A 15282-nucleotide genomic window follows, 5' to 3' on the forward strand; every position below is an offset into this window, starting at 1 on the left:
TTTGAGCGAATCTGGCGCTAGTTTGAATTTACATTTCGACGCGCCCGACCACGGTAGACGTACTGTATCAGGGACTGTTTCCTACGGCTTTGGAGGGACGGGATGGCCAAGACCGTCCTGATCGTGGAGGACAACGAGCTCAATATGAAGCTCTTTCGCGACCTGCTGGAGGCGCACGGTTATCAGACCTCCGGCACGAGCAATGGCTTCGAGGCGCTCGATCTCGTCCGCAAGCTGCATCCCGACCTGATCCTGATGGACATCCAGCTTCCGCAGGTCTCCGGGCTCGAAGTCACGCGCTGGATCAAGGACGATCCCGATCTGCGCAAGATTCCGGTGGTCGCAGTCACCGCTTTCGCGATGAAGGGCGATGAGGAACGCATCCGCGAGGGCGGTTGCGAGGCCTATTTGTCCAAACCAATTTCGGTCGGCAAATTCATTGAGACTGTCCGACGCTTTATCGGGTAGGGAGTTGAGTTTCGATGTCTGCGCGTATCCTCGTGGTCGATGACGTTCCCGCGAACGTCAAGTTGTTGGAAGCACGACTGTCGGCCGAATATTTCGATGTGCTGACCGCTTCCAACGGCGCCGAGGCCCTGCAGATATGCGCGCGTGCCGAGTGCGATATCATCCTGCTCGACGTCATGATGCCTGACATGGACGGCTTCGAAGTATGCCGTCGCCTCAAGTCCAACCCGGCCACGCACTTCATTCCGGTCGTCATCGTCACCGCGCTCGACAGCCCGGCCGACCGCGTGCGCGGGCTGGAAGCCGGCGCCGACGACTTCCTGACCAAACCCGTGTCCGACGTCGTGCTGATCGCACGCGTGCGCTCGCTGACGCGACTGAAGATGATGACCGATGAATTGCGCATGCGCGCGATCACCTCGCTCGAGATCGGCATGCAGGCGCCCGAACGCAGCGCCATTGCCGATAAGGGGCTTGGCGGCCGTATCCTTCTGGTCGACGACCGACCGTCGTCCTACGAACGGCTCGCGCCGATGCTTTCCGCCGAGCATACGGTCGATGTCGAAGCCAACCCGGCGGAAGCGCTGTTCAACGCCGCCGAGGGCAATTACGACCTTCTGATCGTCTCGCTCAGCCTCGACAATTACGACGGCCTGCGGCTCTGCAGCCAGGCGCGTTCGCTGGAGCGCACCCGCCAATTGCCGATCCTCGCCATCTCGGACGCCGACAACAATGCGCGGCTGCTGCGAGGGCTCGAGATCGGCGTCAACGATTACCTGCTGCGGCCGATCGACAAGAACGAACTGCTGGCGCGGGCACGCACGCAGATCCGTCGCCGGCGCTACACCGATCATCTGCGCGACAATGTGCAGAACTCGATCGAGATGGCGATCACGGATGCGCTGACCGGGTTGCATAACCGCCGCTACATGGAGAGCCATCTGGCGACCCTGGCCGAACAGGCCTCCGCCCGCGGCAAGCCGCTGGCGCTTATGATCCTCGACATCGATTACTTCAAGTCGATCAACGACACCTACGGTCATGATGCCGGCGACGACGTGCTGCGCGAGTTCGCGACACGGATCCGCAAATCGATCCGCGGCATCGATCTCGCCTGCCGCTATGGCGGCGAGGAGTTCGTGATCGTGATGCCGGAAACCGACCTTCACGTCGCCAGCATGGTCGCCGAGCGCCTGCGCCGTTCGATCGCCGGTGAATCCTTTTCCATCAACAAGGGCGCCAACCGCATCGAGGTCACGATCTCGATCGGCCTCACCACGCTGGAGCGCAAGGGCGAGTCGGTCACCGACGTGCTCAAGCGCGCCGACAAGGCGCTCTACCGCGCCAAGCACGATGGCCGGAACAGGGTGGTTTCAGCGGCGGCATAGCGTCTCCCGGATTACGCTTTCGCTCCATCCGGGCTACTGACCTTCACGCCTGCATTCTCCAACAGCACCCGCGCGGCTTCCTTTGCCGCACGCGCCATCGCGGGATCGTCGCGGACGAGGTCCTGTGCGATCGAACCATCGACCAGCAATTGCAGTTGGGTGGCAAGCCGGTCCGGATCCGCAACGCCTAGCTCGACCAATCGATCGCGAAACCACAGCCGCCGGCTTTCCTTGAAAGCGACGGCGATGTCCTTCACCGATTTGTCTTCGCCACCGAGTTCGGCGACCGCGTTGACGAAGGGGCAGCCGCGAAAATCCTCGGCGCCAAAGCGACGCTCCAGCGCATCGAAGGTGCCGAGGATCTGCTCGACCGGCGACCTGTCCGACGGCTTCGGCTGCACGAAGCGATGCTCGAGATACGCCGCGATCAGCGCGTCCTTGGACGGAAAGTGGTTGTAGAGCGTGCGCTTGCTGATGCCGATCTCGGCGGAAATCGTGTCGACGCCGATCGCGCGGATGCCCTTGAGGTAGAACAGCCGGTCGGCGGTCTGAAGGATGCGGTCCTTCATCGTCTGTTTCTGGTGCGGAGAAGCCATGCGTTGGCTCCGTATCTCACTCGCTTGACAGCACCATCCCCTTATAGCCAAGGTACACAGGTCTGTGTAACTAAAAATCGCGTGAATCGCAGGTGGACTTTCCTGTGCCGCCATCAATAGGGAGAACAAACAAATGCCCTTGCTGCAGGTCCTGCGTCCCACGCTTCCCATCCTGATCGGCGCCTCCATCATGCTCACGCTGAGCATGGGCCTGCGGCAGAGCCTCGGCATTTTCATGCAGCCGCTGACTCACGACATCAGGATTTCGGTGTCCGACTTCACGCTGGCGCTGGCGGTGCAGAATCTCGCCTGGGGATTTTTGCAGCCGCTCGCCGGCGCCATGACAGATCGCTACGGCTTTCGCCCGATCATGGTGGTTGGTTCGCTGCTCTACATCGCCGGCCTTGCGTTCATGGCGGCTGCGCACGGTGTCATCAGCATCATGATCGGCGGCGGCGTCCTGATCGGTACCTCGCTTGCGTGCACCGCAGCCGCGATTGCAATGTCGGTCGCAGCCCGCGCAGTGCCGGAGACGGTGCGCTCGACTGTGCTCGGCATCGTCTCCGGCGCCGGGTCGCTCGGCGCGCTGCTGTCGGCCCCGATCGGACAGCTCCTCAATGAAGGTTTCGGCTGGCGCGTCGGTTTGCTTGGCTTCGTGGTGCTGGCGCTGCTGATGATCCCTGCCGCCTGGTACGCGGGTCGGATCGACCAGGTTCCGCTGCCCAAGCCGAGGTCATCCGAGGACATCGGCGAGGCAACCGCAGCCATTGCCGCGCGAGCAGCGCTCGGCAACGCCCCGTTTGTGGTGATGACTTGCGCCTATCTTGTTTGCGGCATGCAGCTCGTCTTCCTCACTACGCATCTGCCGTCCTATCTCGCGATCTGCGGCCTCGATCCGATGCTGAGCGCGCAGACGCTCGGCATGATCGGCGGCTTCAACGTACTTGGCTCTCTCTTCTTCGGCTGGGCCGGCCAGCGCTGGAACAAGCTTGCGCTGCTGGGCATGATCTACATCCTGCGCTCGCTGGCGCTCGCCTGGTATTTCATGCTGCCAGCGACCCCGGCCTCCACGCTGCTGTTCGGCGCCATCATGGGCTTCCTGTGGATGGGCGTCGGCCCCCTTGTCGCGGGCGCGGTGGCGGAGATGTTCGGGCTGCGCTGGCAGGCGATGATCCAGGGCCTTGCCTTCATGAGCCACCAGATCGGCAGCTTCCTCGGCGCCTACGGGGGAGGGCTGCTCTACGACGCGCTCGGCTCCTACACCTTGGCCTGGCGCATTGGCGTCGCGCTGGGGCTCGCCGGCGGCATCATCCAGGTGGCATTCGCGCTGATGCGGCCCTCACAGCCGCCGCTATTGAAGGCGGCGTAAGTCGGTCCCGGCGACTAAGCTTGGTAGAGAATCTGGCTGCCCCACGTGGGGCAGCCATCAAGACTGACTATATAATAGTCAGAAATTTGCTTATAAAATTGGCAGAGGGCGGGGCGATTCACGCGCTGCCAAATTGGAATTGACGTTGATTCAATAGGTTATCCCGGCGCCATGGGTGGCACGAAACTTGATTAATTCTGATTAAGAATTGGAGCCGGGGGCCGATACGTCCTCCGACTTTGGCGACCGGGAAAAAGCTGGCAAGCCCATGAGGCTAGTCGCCGCCAATCATCTCCAGCCGCTGAAGCTCGACGACCTCGCCACGGCGCCGAGCACGATGAGTGCTGTGCCTGGCCAGGGGGATTGCCTGCTCGGGGCAGGCATCATGGGCCAATTGCGCCGCTCCAAAACTCTGCGAGCACCGGACAAGGAGACGACGCCAGACATTTGGCGACGTCGTCGAGCAGCAAGCCGTGCCATCGTGCCGGCACGGCAAAGCCTCTCCTCAAGCCTTTCGCTGACTTCTCTTGCGACGGGAGGAAGATGATGCCCTCAAGAACACCTGCGAGCCGAAGGCTCGTGAAATTCGCGGCTACTTTCCTGGCGACAGTCTTGGGAATTACGCTCCTCAGTCTCGCACTGGGCGACGTTGCGTTTGCTCAGGACGCGGCGCCGCCGGCGTGCGGCGGCAAGGTCCTTGAAAAATGCACGCCGAACTCCGGCGATACGGCGTGGATGCTGACATCCGTCGCGCTTGTGTTGATGATGACGATCCCGGGCCTCGGCCTGTTCTACGGCGGCATGGTACGCAAGAAGAACGTCGGCGATACCGTGATGACCAGTTTCGCGGTCACCTGCCTCGTCACGATTCTGTTTGCCATCCTGACTTACAGCTTGGCATTTCGCGCCGGCACGCCCTTTGTCGGCGGCCTCGATCGGATGTTTCTCAAGGACATCCTGAGCGACATCGGCAAGGGCGGAATTGGCAATCCCAACCCGCTTGCCCCAACCATCCCCGAGGCCGTGTACATCTGCTTTCAGATGACATTTGCGATCATTACGCCGGCGCTGATTGCCGGCGCATTTGCCGAGCGCATGAAATTCTCGGCCATGCTCTGGTTCATCGGCCTGTGGGCGATCCTGGTCTATGCGCCGATTGCGCATTGGGTCTGGGGGCCCGACGGGGTCTTCGCTGCGGCCAACGAGAACGCAGGGGTGAAGGTGCTCGATTTCGCCGGCGGTACCGTCGTGCATATCAATGCCGGCGTGGCAGGTCTGATGTGCGCCATCATGCTCGGCAAGCGCAGGGAGACGGGGCCTGCCCATAATATGGTGCTGACCTTTATCGGCGCCTCTTTGCTCTGGGTTGGCTGGTTCGGCTTCAACGCCGGCTCCGCCGTCACGGCGGGGATGCAGGCGGGCATGGCCATGCTGGTGACCCAGATCGCCACGGCGGTTGCTGCGTTCACCTGGATGCTGGTGGAATGGACGCTCAAGGGCAAGCCGACCGTCGTCGGCATCTGCTCGGGCGCGGTCGCCGGCCTCGTTGCCATCACGCCGGCGTCCGGTTTCGTGGCGCCGATCGGCGCCTTTGCCATCGGGATTGCCGCAGGCGTCCTCTGCTATTGGGGATGCACCGGCCTGAAGCGCGCGTTCAACTATGATGACGCGCTGGATTGCTTCGGCGTGCACGCCATTGGCGGCATCGTCGGGGCACTGCTCACCGGCGTGTTCGCGGTCGAGCAGTATGGGGGGACGCCGGGCGTTCTGGAGGGAAACCCTGGTCAGTTCTTCAACCAGTGCGTCGGCGTTGCCACTGTGATTGTTTACGATGCCGTCGTCAGCCTGATCATCCTCGCTGCGGTGAAGGTATTCGTCGGCCTTCGCGTGCATGAGGACGCCGAGCGTGACGGGCTCGACCTCGCGCTGCATGGTGAAGTGGTGCACTAGCTGCGATAATAGCGCCACATCCTGAGGAACGTCCGATGGATCTCGTCGGGCGTCCGGTCGAATGGCTCCAGGTTGATGCACACCACGCCGCGGTGGTCCATGCGCCACGGCAGCCGCATCAAGCGGCGATAGGCCGGCTGCTTGCGCCAGTCGGCTACGAGGGCGCCGCTCAGGGGCGTGCTGAGCGCAATCTGCAATTCATGAACCGTCATCGCGCGCTCGGCGATCTGGACGAGATCGATGCGTTCGATGGCGCGCCACCGGACCAGGCCGAAAGCCTGGATGAAGATGCCGTATTGATTGGCGCCGATGGTCGGGCGCCCGGTCTCAAGCAACGGGATGTTGTAGTAGGTAAACCCAGCCGCCGTTACCGCAAGCGCCAGCCAGTAAAGCGCGCCGGTGATCCAGGTGGCCGCAAAGAAGATCGCGGCGAGGGCGGCGGTGACGTAGACCGGGAAGTAGATATCCTCGCGGCCGTATACGACCGAGTAGCCGCCAACATTTCCTTCGTTCAAGGTTGCGACCATGTGAGCCCTATGCCCCCGATCTGCCCGGGGAATCATAAGGGATGACATTGGGGCCGCACAAAAACAAAACGGGGCCGCGGGGCCCCGTTCCAGTGGGTAGTGTCCCGCGATCTTACTTGATCTTGGCTTCGCGGAATTCGACGTGCTTGCGCGCGACCGGGTCGTACTTCTTCTTGACCAGCTTGTCGGTCATGGTGCGCGAATTCTTCTTGGCGACGTAGTAATAGCCGGTGTCGGCGGACGACACGAGCTTGACCTTGATGGTGACCGCCTTGGCCATGTCAAAACCTCAGGAAAATGATGGGGTATCAGGAGCCGGCCAAGCGGCCCGCGTTTGGCCGGCAACCTAGTCACAATCAGCCCAAAGTCAAGGTTTTCCGGACCCAAATCGGCCCAATTCGGCCGGATCAGCGCTCGAAAAACTGGTTCTTCGGCCGCGGCAGGCCCAGATTCTCGCGCAGCGTCCTGCCTTCATACTCCTTGCGGAATATCCCGCGCTTCTGCAGTTCCGGGACCACCTTGTCGACGAAATCGTAGAGCCCACCCGGCAAATAGGGGAACATGATGTTGAAGCCGTCGGAGGCATAGCTCGTCAGCCATTCCTCCATCTGGTCGGCGATCAGTTTCGGCGTGCCGACGAAGGCCAACCCGCCATAGCCGCCGACGCGCTGCGCAAGCTGGCGCACGGTGAGCTTGTCGCGCGCGGCGACGTCGACCAGGCGCTGGCGTCCGCTCTTGCTGGCATTGGTTTCCGGGATCGGCGGCAGCGGGCCATCAGGATCGAAACCGGAGGCATCAGTGCCGAGGATCACCGAGAGCGAGGCAATCGCGCTGTCGTAATGCACCCGGCTGTCGAGCAAGGCGCGCTTCTCCTTGGCCTCCTCGACGCTGTCGCCGACCACGACGAAAGCGCCGGGCAGAATCTTCAAATGCTCGCGGTCGCGGCCGAGCTTGTCCATGCGGCCCTTGATGTCGGCATAAAGCTTCTGCCCGTCACTGAGGCTGCCGCCACCGGTGAAGACCGCTTCCGCCGTCTCCGCCGCCAATTGCCTGCCGTCCTCCGAGGCGCCGGCCTGCACGATCACCGGCCAGCCCTGCACCGGCCGCGCGATGTTCAGCGGACCGCGGACCTTCAGATATTTTCCCTCATGATTGAGCACATGCATCTTCTCGGGATCGAAGAAGAGCCCGGATTCGACATCGCGCACGAAGGCGTCATCGGCAAAGGAATCCCAGAGCCCGGTGACCACGTCATAGAACTCCCGCGCGCGGCGGTAGCGTTCGGCGTGCTCCATGTGGTCGTCGAGCCCGAAATTGAGCGCGGCGTCGGGATTGGACGTGGTGACGATATTCCAGCCCGCGCGGCCGCCGCTGATATGGTCAAGCGAGGCAAAGCGGCGGGCGACGTGATAGGGCTCGTCGAAGGTGGTCGAGCCGGTCGCGACCAGGCCGATATTCTCCGTCGCCGTTGCGAGCGCCGACAGCAGCGTGAACGGCTCGAACGAGGTCACGGTGTGGCTGCGCTTCAGCGCATTGATCGGCATGTTCAGCACGGCCAGATGGTCCGCCATGAAGAAGGCGTCGAACTTGCCGGCTTCCAGCTTCTGGGTGAGCTGCTTGATATGGGAAAAGTTGAAATTGGCGTCCGGCCAGGCGCCAGGATAGCGCCATGCGCCGGTGTGGATGCTGATCGGCCGCATGAACGCGCCGAGCTTGAGTTGACGCTGTGCCATTTGCCACGTTTCCGTGTGAATTGTTCAGGAGCAGATAGGCACGAAGCGCGGCGGCACCACAGGGAAGATTATTTTGTTTTTGCACGCTTTCGCGACATGCCCGTCACGCGCCCAAAATGTCCTTCTGCATCCTGCCGCCGTAGAAGTGGAAGAATGGCACCGGCGCGTCATGACTGAGAGGCCCCGTGGCAAGCCGGCGGTCGAGCTCGGCGAGCACGTTCTTGGTCATGGCATGTGCATCGGCCAGCGGTTCGGAGCCGATCTCGACCCACACCAGCTCGACCAATTCCGCGTCGGCATGCACCACGCCTTCGACGCGATGGGCGATGGCGGAGGCATCCGCCGTGAAGAAGCGCGTGTCGAAGCGGCGGACGCGACCGGGCGGGGTGATCGCGCGCGCGATCAGGAACAGGCCGGAGGGATCGGGCAACAGGCCGGCATCAGCGAACGGCGTCCATGGACCATCGAGCTTGGCGGGCTTCTCGGGCTTGCGGCCGAGACACAGGCCCGTCTCTTCGCAGGCCTCGCGGATCGCCGCATTGGCCAATGCACGGGCACGGCCGGGCGTGATCTTCGGGCTGCCCTTGAGCAGGTTCGCCTCAAGCTCCTGGCTGATGGGAGCGGCGACCGGAACGCGGTTGTCGGCCTTGTCGACGCGGCCGCCGGGGAAGACATATTTGCCGGGCATGAACACGACCTTGTCGTGCCGCTTGCCGACCAGCACCTTCGGCCTCGCGCTGGAGCGATCGATCAGGATCAGTGTCGCGGCATCCTTGGGCCGGAAATACGGATGATGATCCGCTTCCTTTTCCTCTTTGACGTCCTGCTTGATCGCGGTCGCTGCTTCGGTCATTCCATCCCCGTTTTGTTGTTCTTGAACTTAAGGCTATTGGATCGGCGGAAGATCGTCTGGCGCGTTCTCGTCGAAGCCGTGCATGCGCATCGCCCACTGGAAGCCGACGACGGCGCCCTTGATCGGCTGCAACAGCAGCAGTGACAATATCAGGGTCAGCGGCAGATAGATCGAGAGCTGCAGCCACACCGGCGGTGAATAGTCGGTCTCGATCCACAGCGCGAGCGGCACCACGATGTGGCCGACGACCACGATGACGAGATAGGCCGGCAGGTCGTCGGCGCGATGGTGTGAAAAATCCAGGTCGCAGACCGGGCAGTGACCGTCGACTTTGAGGAAGGCGCGAAACAGTTTGCCTTGGCCGCAACGCGGACAGCGGCAGCGAAAGCCGCGCTTCAACGCCGTCCACAGGTCGCGCCGCTGAACCGACGCAGCCTCGCGGGTCCACGCCGTCGTCGCGGGCTTCAGCGTTTCCATGACTTGCCTCGCTTCGATTTGCCGGACTTCTGCTTGCCCGGCTTGCGATCCTTTTTCTGCGGTGCGCGCCCCGCCTTTGCACCGCGCACTTCTTTCTTCCGTTCGCGTCGGCCTGCGCTTTTTCTGCCACGCGGAATGGCTTGTCCGCCCGACAGCAATTCAAAGCGCAAGGCGCCGGCGATCGGAGCAGCTTCTACCAGACGCACGTCGACCACGTCACCCAATCGGTGCATGGCACCGCTGCGGGAGCCGATCAGGGCATGCCGCGTCTCGTCATAGTCATAGTATTCGGTGCCGAGCGTTCGGATCGGGATCAACCCGTCGGCGCCGGTGTCGTCGAGCTTGACGAACAGTCCGGAGCGGGTGACGCCGGAAATGCGTCCCTGAAAGCTCGCGCCGACGCGATCGGCGAGATAATGCGCGATCAGGCGGTCGGCGGTCTCGCGCTCGGCCTTCATCGCGCGCCGCTCCGTCATCGAAATCTCGGCGGCGACCTCGGCAAGCGTCTCCGGCGTCTCGCTGTCGGGCAGGGCGCCATCGCCGAGCCCAAGCGCCCGGATCAACGCACGGTGCACGATCAGGTCGGCGTAGCGCCGGATCGGCGAGGTGAAATGCGCATAGCGCCTGAGGTTCAGGCCGAAATGGCCGTAATTCTCCGAGGAGTATTCGGCCTGCGCCTGCGAGCGCAGCACCACCTCGTTGACCAGCGTCTCGTAGTCCTCGCCCTCGACCTGTGCCAGCACGCTGTTGAACACGGACGGCCGCAGCGCGCCCGCCTTTGTGAAGGGCAGATCGAGCGTCTTGAGGAACTCCTGGAGGTTGTGAACCTTCTCCTGCGTCGGCTCGTCATGCACGCGATAGATCAGCGGCAGGCCCTTCTTCTCGAGCGTCTCGGCCGCGGCGACGTTGGCGAGGATCATGAACTCCTCGATCAATTTGTGTGCGTCGAGACGTTCGGGAACGATGACGCGGTCGACCGTGCCGTCCGCCTTCAAGAGGATCTTCCGCTCGGGCAGATCGAGGTCGAGTGGATCGCGTTCGTCGCGCGCCAGCTTCACGACCCTGTAGGCCTCCCATAGCGGCTTCAGGATCGGATCGAGCAGGGGGCCCGTGGTATCGTCCGGCCGGCCGTCGATCGCCGCCTGCGCCTGCGCGTAGTGGAGCTTGGCGGCTGAGCGCATCAGCACGCGGTGGAACGTGTGCGAGCGCTTGCGGCCGTCGGCGCCGATCACCAGACGCACCGCGAGCGCGCCGCGCGGCTCGCCCGGCACCAGCGAGCAGAGATCGTTGGAGATGCGCTCCGGCAGCATCGGCACCACGCGGTCCGGGAAATAGACCGAGTTGCCGCGGACCAGCGCATCATGGTCGAGCGCCGAACCCGGACGCACATAAAAGGCGACGTCGGCGATCGCGACGTGGACGACATAGCCGCCCTTGTTGTGCGGATCGGGGTCGGCTTCCGCATGCACGGCGTCGTCGTGATCCTTGGCGTCCGGCGGGTCGATGGTGACGAGCGGAACGTCGCGCCAGTCCTCGCGCGCTTGCAGCGTCGCAGGCCTGGCGTCCTCGGCTTCGCGCAAGGCGCCGCGCGAGAACTCCTGCGGGATTTCGTGGGTGTGGATCGCGATCAGGCTGATCGCTTTTTCGCTCGCGATCGAGCCGAGCCGCTCTTTGACCTTGCCCGAAGCGAGGCCGAAGCCGCGGCTGCGGACGAGATCGACGCTGACGAGATCGCCGTCCTTGGCGCCGCCGGTGTCGGCCTGGGCGATGTTGAGTTCGCGTCCGGCCTGCTTCTTGTCGACCGGCACCAAGCGGCCGCCGCCGTCGGGGAGGGCGCGGAACAGGCCGAGCACGCGGGTTCTGGCGTGGTCGATGACCTTGATGATGCGGCCGCGATAGGGCGTGCCGTCGGCGTCGTCGACCATCTCGATGCGGAGCAGCGCGCGGTCGCCGACCCCTGCGGTGGTGCCGCGCTTCTGATGACGTGGCGTGACGATGCGGATCTTCGGCGCGCTGCCGTTTTCTTCGGTGTCCCACTCGGTGGGCGTTGCGATCAGTTCGCCGTCGGCGTCGCGGCCGGTGACGTCGGCCATGATGGTGGGCGGCAGCGCGGCCGGCTCATGTATCTTGCGGCGGCGCTTGGCGATCGTGCCGTCGTCGGCGAGCTCGCGCAGAATGCGCTTCAGCTCGACGCGGTCTGCATTCTTCAACCCGAATTCGCGCGCGATCTCCCGCGTGCCGACTTTTCCGGGATTGGCACGGATAAAGGCGACAATGGCGTCCCTGGCCGGAAAGCCATGGTCATGTCTGTGTTTCACTTATCCTCGAGTCTTGCCCGCGCTTTTCTTCGCGGGTGTTTTCGATGTTGCGGCAGGTTTTGCCGCTGATGTCTTCGCTGCCTTCACCGGCGCGCGCGCCTTGCTGGCGGCATCCGATTTCGGCTTGCTCGGCGCCTTCTTCACCGCGGCCTTCTTGGCAGGCTTTGCCGCGGCCTCGGTGTCGGCCTTCGCCGGCTTTTCCGCCTTGGCTTTCTTGGCCTTCGTCTTGCCGCCGCCCTTGGCTGCACGCTCGTCGATCAGCGCGATCGCGTCCGCAAGCGTCACCTCGTCGGGCGTCTTGTCGCTCGGGATCGTCGCGTTGACGCCGCCAGCGGTGACGTATGCGCCATAGCGACCGTTCTTCAGTGCGATCGCGCCAAGCGTCGGATGATCGCCAAGCGGCTTGCCCGGATCGGCGCCGAAGCGCCGGCCGCTTGGGCCCTTCGCGACCTTCTCCGCGATCAGCGTGACCGCGCGATTGAGGCCGATGTCGAAGACTTCGTCGCCGGCCTCCAGCGAGGCGTAGGTCTTCTCGTGCTTCACGAATGGACCGAAGCGGCCGATGCCGGCGGTGATCGGTTCCCCCGTCTCGGGATGCTTTCCGATTTCGCGCGGTAGCGACAACAGCTTGAGCGCAAGCTCGAGATCGACGTCGTTTGGCGAGGTACCTTTCGGGATGCCGGCGCGCTTCGGCTTCTCGCCTTCGGCATAATCCTTCTGCTCGCCGAGCTGGATGTAGGGGCCGAACCGGCCCGCCTTCACGGTGACGTCGAAGCCGCTGTCCGGATCCTGGCCGAGAACACGGTCGGCGGCAGCCTCGGAGTCGGCGGCGAGCGGCCTTGTATAGCGGCATTCCGGATAGTTCGAGCAACCGATGAAGGCACCGAACTTGCCGGCCTTCAGATTGAGCCGGCCGGTGCCGCAGGTCGGACACTGCCTGGGATCGCCGCCATCCGCGCGCGGCGGATAGATGTGCGGCCCCAGCATCTCGTCGAGAACGTCGAGCACTTCCGCGACGCGCAGATCCTTGATGTCGTTGACCGCGCCGATGAAGTCGCGCCAGAAATCCTTCAGCACCTGCTGCCAGGAGATCTCGTTGTTCGAGATGCGGTCGAGCTGTTCCTCGAGATCGGCGGTGAAGTCGTATTCGACATAGCGGCGGAAGAAGCTTTCCAGGAACGCGATCACGACGCGCCCCTTGTCCTCGCCGTAAAGGCGTCGCTTCTCGAGCTTCACATAGCCGCGGTCCTTCAGCACCTGCAGGATCGAGGCATAGGTCGAGGGCCGGCCGATGCCGAGCTCTTCCATGCGCTTGACCAGCGAGGCTTCCGAGAAGCGCGGCGGCGGCTCGGTGAAGTGCTGGGTGACGGCAAGGTCCTGCCGCTTCAGCGGCTCGCCCACGCTCATCGAGGGCAGGCGGCGCGAGTCTTCGTCTTCCTCGTCGTCGCGGCCTTCCTGGTAGAGCGCGAGGAAGCCGTCGAACTTGATGACCTGGCCGGTGGCGCGCAATTCCAGCACGCGCGATCCGGCTTTCGCCTCGATGTCGACCGTGGTGCGCTCGAGCTCGGCGGATTCCATCTGGCTCGCGATGGTGCGGGTCCAGATCAGTTCATAGAGCCGCGCCTGATCGGAATCGAGCCGCCGCTTCAGGTCGGCGGGCCGGCGCGACAGGTCGGTCGGGCGGATCGCTTCGTGCGCTTCCTGCGCGTTCTTGGCCTTGGCCTGGTACTGGCGCGGGGCGTCGGGCACATAGGCGTTGCCGAAGTCCTCACCGATCACCTTGCGCGCCTGGGTGATCGCGGACGGATCGATCTGCACGCCGTCGGTACGCATATAGGTGATGAGGCCGGTGGTCTCGCCGCCGATGTCGATGCCCTCATAGAGCCGCTGCGCGATCCGCATCGTATGTGCCGGCGCGAAGCCGAGCTTGCGGCTGGCTTCCTGCTGCAGCGTCGAGGTGGTGAAGGGTGCCTGCGGATTGCGGCGCGCGGGCTTTGCTTCGACGGTCGCGACCTTGAACAGCGCAGCTTCGATCGCCTTGCGGAATTCCTCGGCTTCCGCGCCCGAGCCGATGTCGAGCCGCGCGATCTTCTTGCCGTCGGCGCCGACGAGCCGCGCCTCGAAGGCTTCGCCGCGCGGGGTCAGAAGGGTCGCGACCAGCGACCAATATTCCTTCGGCACGAACTTCTCGATCTCGAGCTCGCGGTCGCAGACCAGACGCAGCGCCACTGACTGCACGCGGCCGGCGGAACGCGCCCCCGGCAATTTGCGCCAGAGCACGGGGGAGAGGGTGAAGCCGACGAGATAGTCCAGCGCGCGGCGCGCCATATAGGCGTCGACCAGCGCGCCGTCGATCTGGCGCGGCGCCTTCATCGCTTCCGAGACCGCCTGCTTGGTGATGGCATTGAACACCACGCGCTCGATCTTCTGATCTTTCAGCGCGCGCTTTTCCTTCAACACCTCCAGCACGTGCCAGGAGATCGCCTCGCCCTCGCGATCAGGGTCGGTTGCGAGAATCAGGCGGTCCGCACCCTTCAGCGCCTTGGCGATGTCATTGAGTCGGCCGGCGGCCTTGGGATCGACCTCCCAGATCATCTGGAAATTGGCGTCCGGATCGACCGATCCGTTCTTGGCGGGGAGGTCGCGGACATGGCCAAACGAGGCCAGGACCTCGTAGGAGGAGCCCAGATACTTGTTGATCGTCTTGGCTTTGGCCGGCGACTCCACGATGACGATATTCATGTCATTCCAATAGCTTACGGGAGGAATTGAAGGCGGGTTCCGCGAGACTCGCGGCCCGCTCTGTCGGGGCGAACATGGGTGTTGAGGGGCCCCCTGTCAAATCGAAGGATATTGAGAGGGTGGTGCCGGCCTACGACTTAATATCTAGGAAGTTGCAAAGTGCTTCCTAGAGTTGCGGCCGAAAAGGCCCTATCCTTGATCCAAAATGGTTCGTTTGGAAGAAATTTTTGGCTAGGGCGGGAGGCCGCCGGAAGCGCTCCGCTTCCGGTCGGGCAAAGCGATCGCAACTGGATGAGACCGGCGAGGAGGGCGGCCCCGATGAGGCTGTGGCCTTCATTGCGGAGACTGTTGCCGAGCTGGTGAAACTCGCAGAACGCCACCGGCTGGAGGTGCTGAGCCATCTCTTGGGCATGGCGAAGCTCGAAGCCGAAGAACGGCTGCGCCTGCGCAGCAAGCGCAAGCTGTCGTGAGAAAACGTCGCACCGTTCCGTAGGATGGCTAGAGCGCAGCGAAACCCATTGCGATGAAGCTGGGCGCGAATGATGGGTTTCGCTTCGCTCTACCCATCCTACGATTCTGCTAGTCCCTCATCCTGTGCAGAACAAGCGCGCGGCTCTATCCACGTGATTGCGAGCGGAGCGCAACAATCCATGCCTCCACACGCGGCACGATGGATTGCTTCGCTCCGCTCGCAATGACGTGGTGAGGTCGGATTCAAATGTCAAACAGCGGTCCGTAGGATGGGTAGAGCGAAGCGAAACCCATCGCGATGGAGCAAGCGGGTCGAATGATGGGTTTCGCTTCGCTCTACCCATCCTACGTCTGAGTCAAACAGCGGATGTGAGTTCGCGTTCTCGCGGC

At 63.4% G+C, this 15282-nt stretch carries 13 protein-coding genes; 5 read left to right on the forward strand and 8 right to left on the reverse strand.

Annotated elements, in window-relative coordinates; translation table 11 throughout:
* The first annotated feature begins 102 nt into the window (after positions 1-102).
* Entirely contained in the window at positions 103-468 is a 366-nt protein-coding gene (locus K288_RS0120410) for a response regulator (protein ID WP_027581229.1), read from the forward strand.
* A 14-nt stretch (positions 469-482) separates the two neighbouring features.
* A complete protein-coding gene (locus K288_RS0120415; RefSeq protein ID WP_027581230.1) occupies positions 483-1856 on the forward strand; it encodes a PleD family two-component system response regulator in 1374 nt (457 codons plus the stop codon).
* 11 nt (positions 1857-1867) lie between these two features.
* Here the strand turns inward: K288_RS0120415 and K288_RS0120420 are convergent, their stop codons facing one another.
* Positions 1868-2425, reverse strand: coding sequence for a TetR/AcrR family transcriptional regulator (locus tag K288_RS0120420; RefSeq protein ID WP_201449703.1), 558 nt, complete (start codon positions 2423-2425; stop codon positions 1868-1870).
* Positions 2426-2585: 160 nt separating this feature from the next.
* On the opposite strand from K288_RS0120420, the gene K288_RS0120425 reads away from it, so the two are divergent.
* Positions 2586-3821 carry an MFS transporter gene (locus tag K288_RS0120425; RefSeq protein WP_027581232.1) on the forward strand — a complete coding sequence of 412 codons (1236 nt, stop codon included), beginning with the start codon at positions 2586-2588 and terminating at the stop codon, positions 3819-3821.
* Between the two features lie 543 nt (positions 3822-4364).
* Positions 4365-5771, forward strand: a complete 1407-nt coding sequence (locus K288_RS0120430) for an ammonium transporter (RefSeq protein WP_027581233.1) — start codon at positions 4365-4367, stop codon at positions 5769-5771.
* Here K288_RS0120430 and K288_RS0120435 read toward each other — a convergent pair.
* From K288_RS0120435 to topA, 7 genes are all read right to left on the reverse strand, one after another.
* A complete protein-coding gene (locus K288_RS0120435; RefSeq protein ID WP_027581234.1) occupies positions 5768-6298 on the reverse strand; it encodes a hypothetical protein in 531 nt (176 codons plus the stop codon). The two genes, K288_RS0120430 and K288_RS0120435, sit on opposite strands and share 4 nt — an antisense overlap.
* Positions 6299-6410: 112 nt before the next feature.
* A complete protein-coding gene (rpmG, locus tag K288_RS0120440) occupies positions 6411-6578 on the reverse strand; it encodes a 50S ribosomal protein L33 (RefSeq protein ID WP_027581235.1) in 168 nt (55 codons plus the stop codon).
* Positions 6579-6705: 127 nt separating this feature from the next.
* Complete coding sequence (locus K288_RS0120445; RefSeq protein ID WP_027581236.1) at positions 6706-8031, reverse strand: LLM class flavin-dependent oxidoreductase; 1326 nt, start codon at positions 8029-8031, stop codon at positions 6706-6708.
* Positions 8032-8134: 103 nt separating this feature from the next.
* The gene (locus tag K288_RS0120450) at positions 8135-8884 is read right to left on the reverse strand and encodes an NUDIX hydrolase (protein WP_027581237.1); all 750 of its coding nucleotides are present in this window, start codon (positions 8882-8884) and stop codon (positions 8135-8137) included.
* A gap of 33 nt (positions 8885-8917) precedes the next feature.
* Positions 8918-9361 (reverse strand): DUF983 domain-containing protein, encoded by a 444-nt coding sequence (locus K288_RS0120455; protein WP_027581238.1) that lies wholly within the window; start codon positions 9359-9361, stop codon positions 8918-8920.
* The gene (gene rnr, locus K288_RS0120460; RefSeq protein ID WP_027581239.1) at positions 9349-11679 is read right to left on the reverse strand and encodes a ribonuclease R; all 2331 of its coding nucleotides are present in this window, start codon (positions 11677-11679) and stop codon (positions 9349-9351) included. Before rnr ends, K288_RS0120455 begins: the two co-directional genes overlap by 13 nt.
* Complete coding sequence (topA, locus tag K288_RS0120465; RefSeq protein ID WP_027581240.1) at positions 11680-14421, reverse strand: type I DNA topoisomerase; 2742 nt, start codon at positions 14419-14421, stop codon at positions 11680-11682.
* A 227-nt stretch (positions 14422-14648) separates the two neighbouring features.
* On the opposite strand from topA, the gene K288_RS0120470 reads away from it, so the two are divergent.
* Complete coding sequence (locus K288_RS0120470) at positions 14649-14891, forward strand: hypothetical protein (protein ID WP_027581241.1); 243 nt, start codon at positions 14649-14651, stop codon at positions 14889-14891.
* Positions 14892-15282 lie beyond the last annotated feature (391 nt).

The sequence above is a fragment of the Bradyrhizobium sp. Ai1a-2 genome, assembly GCF_000426245.1.
Lineage (GTDB): Bacteria > Pseudomonadota > Alphaproteobacteria > Rhizobiales > Xanthobacteraceae > Bradyrhizobium.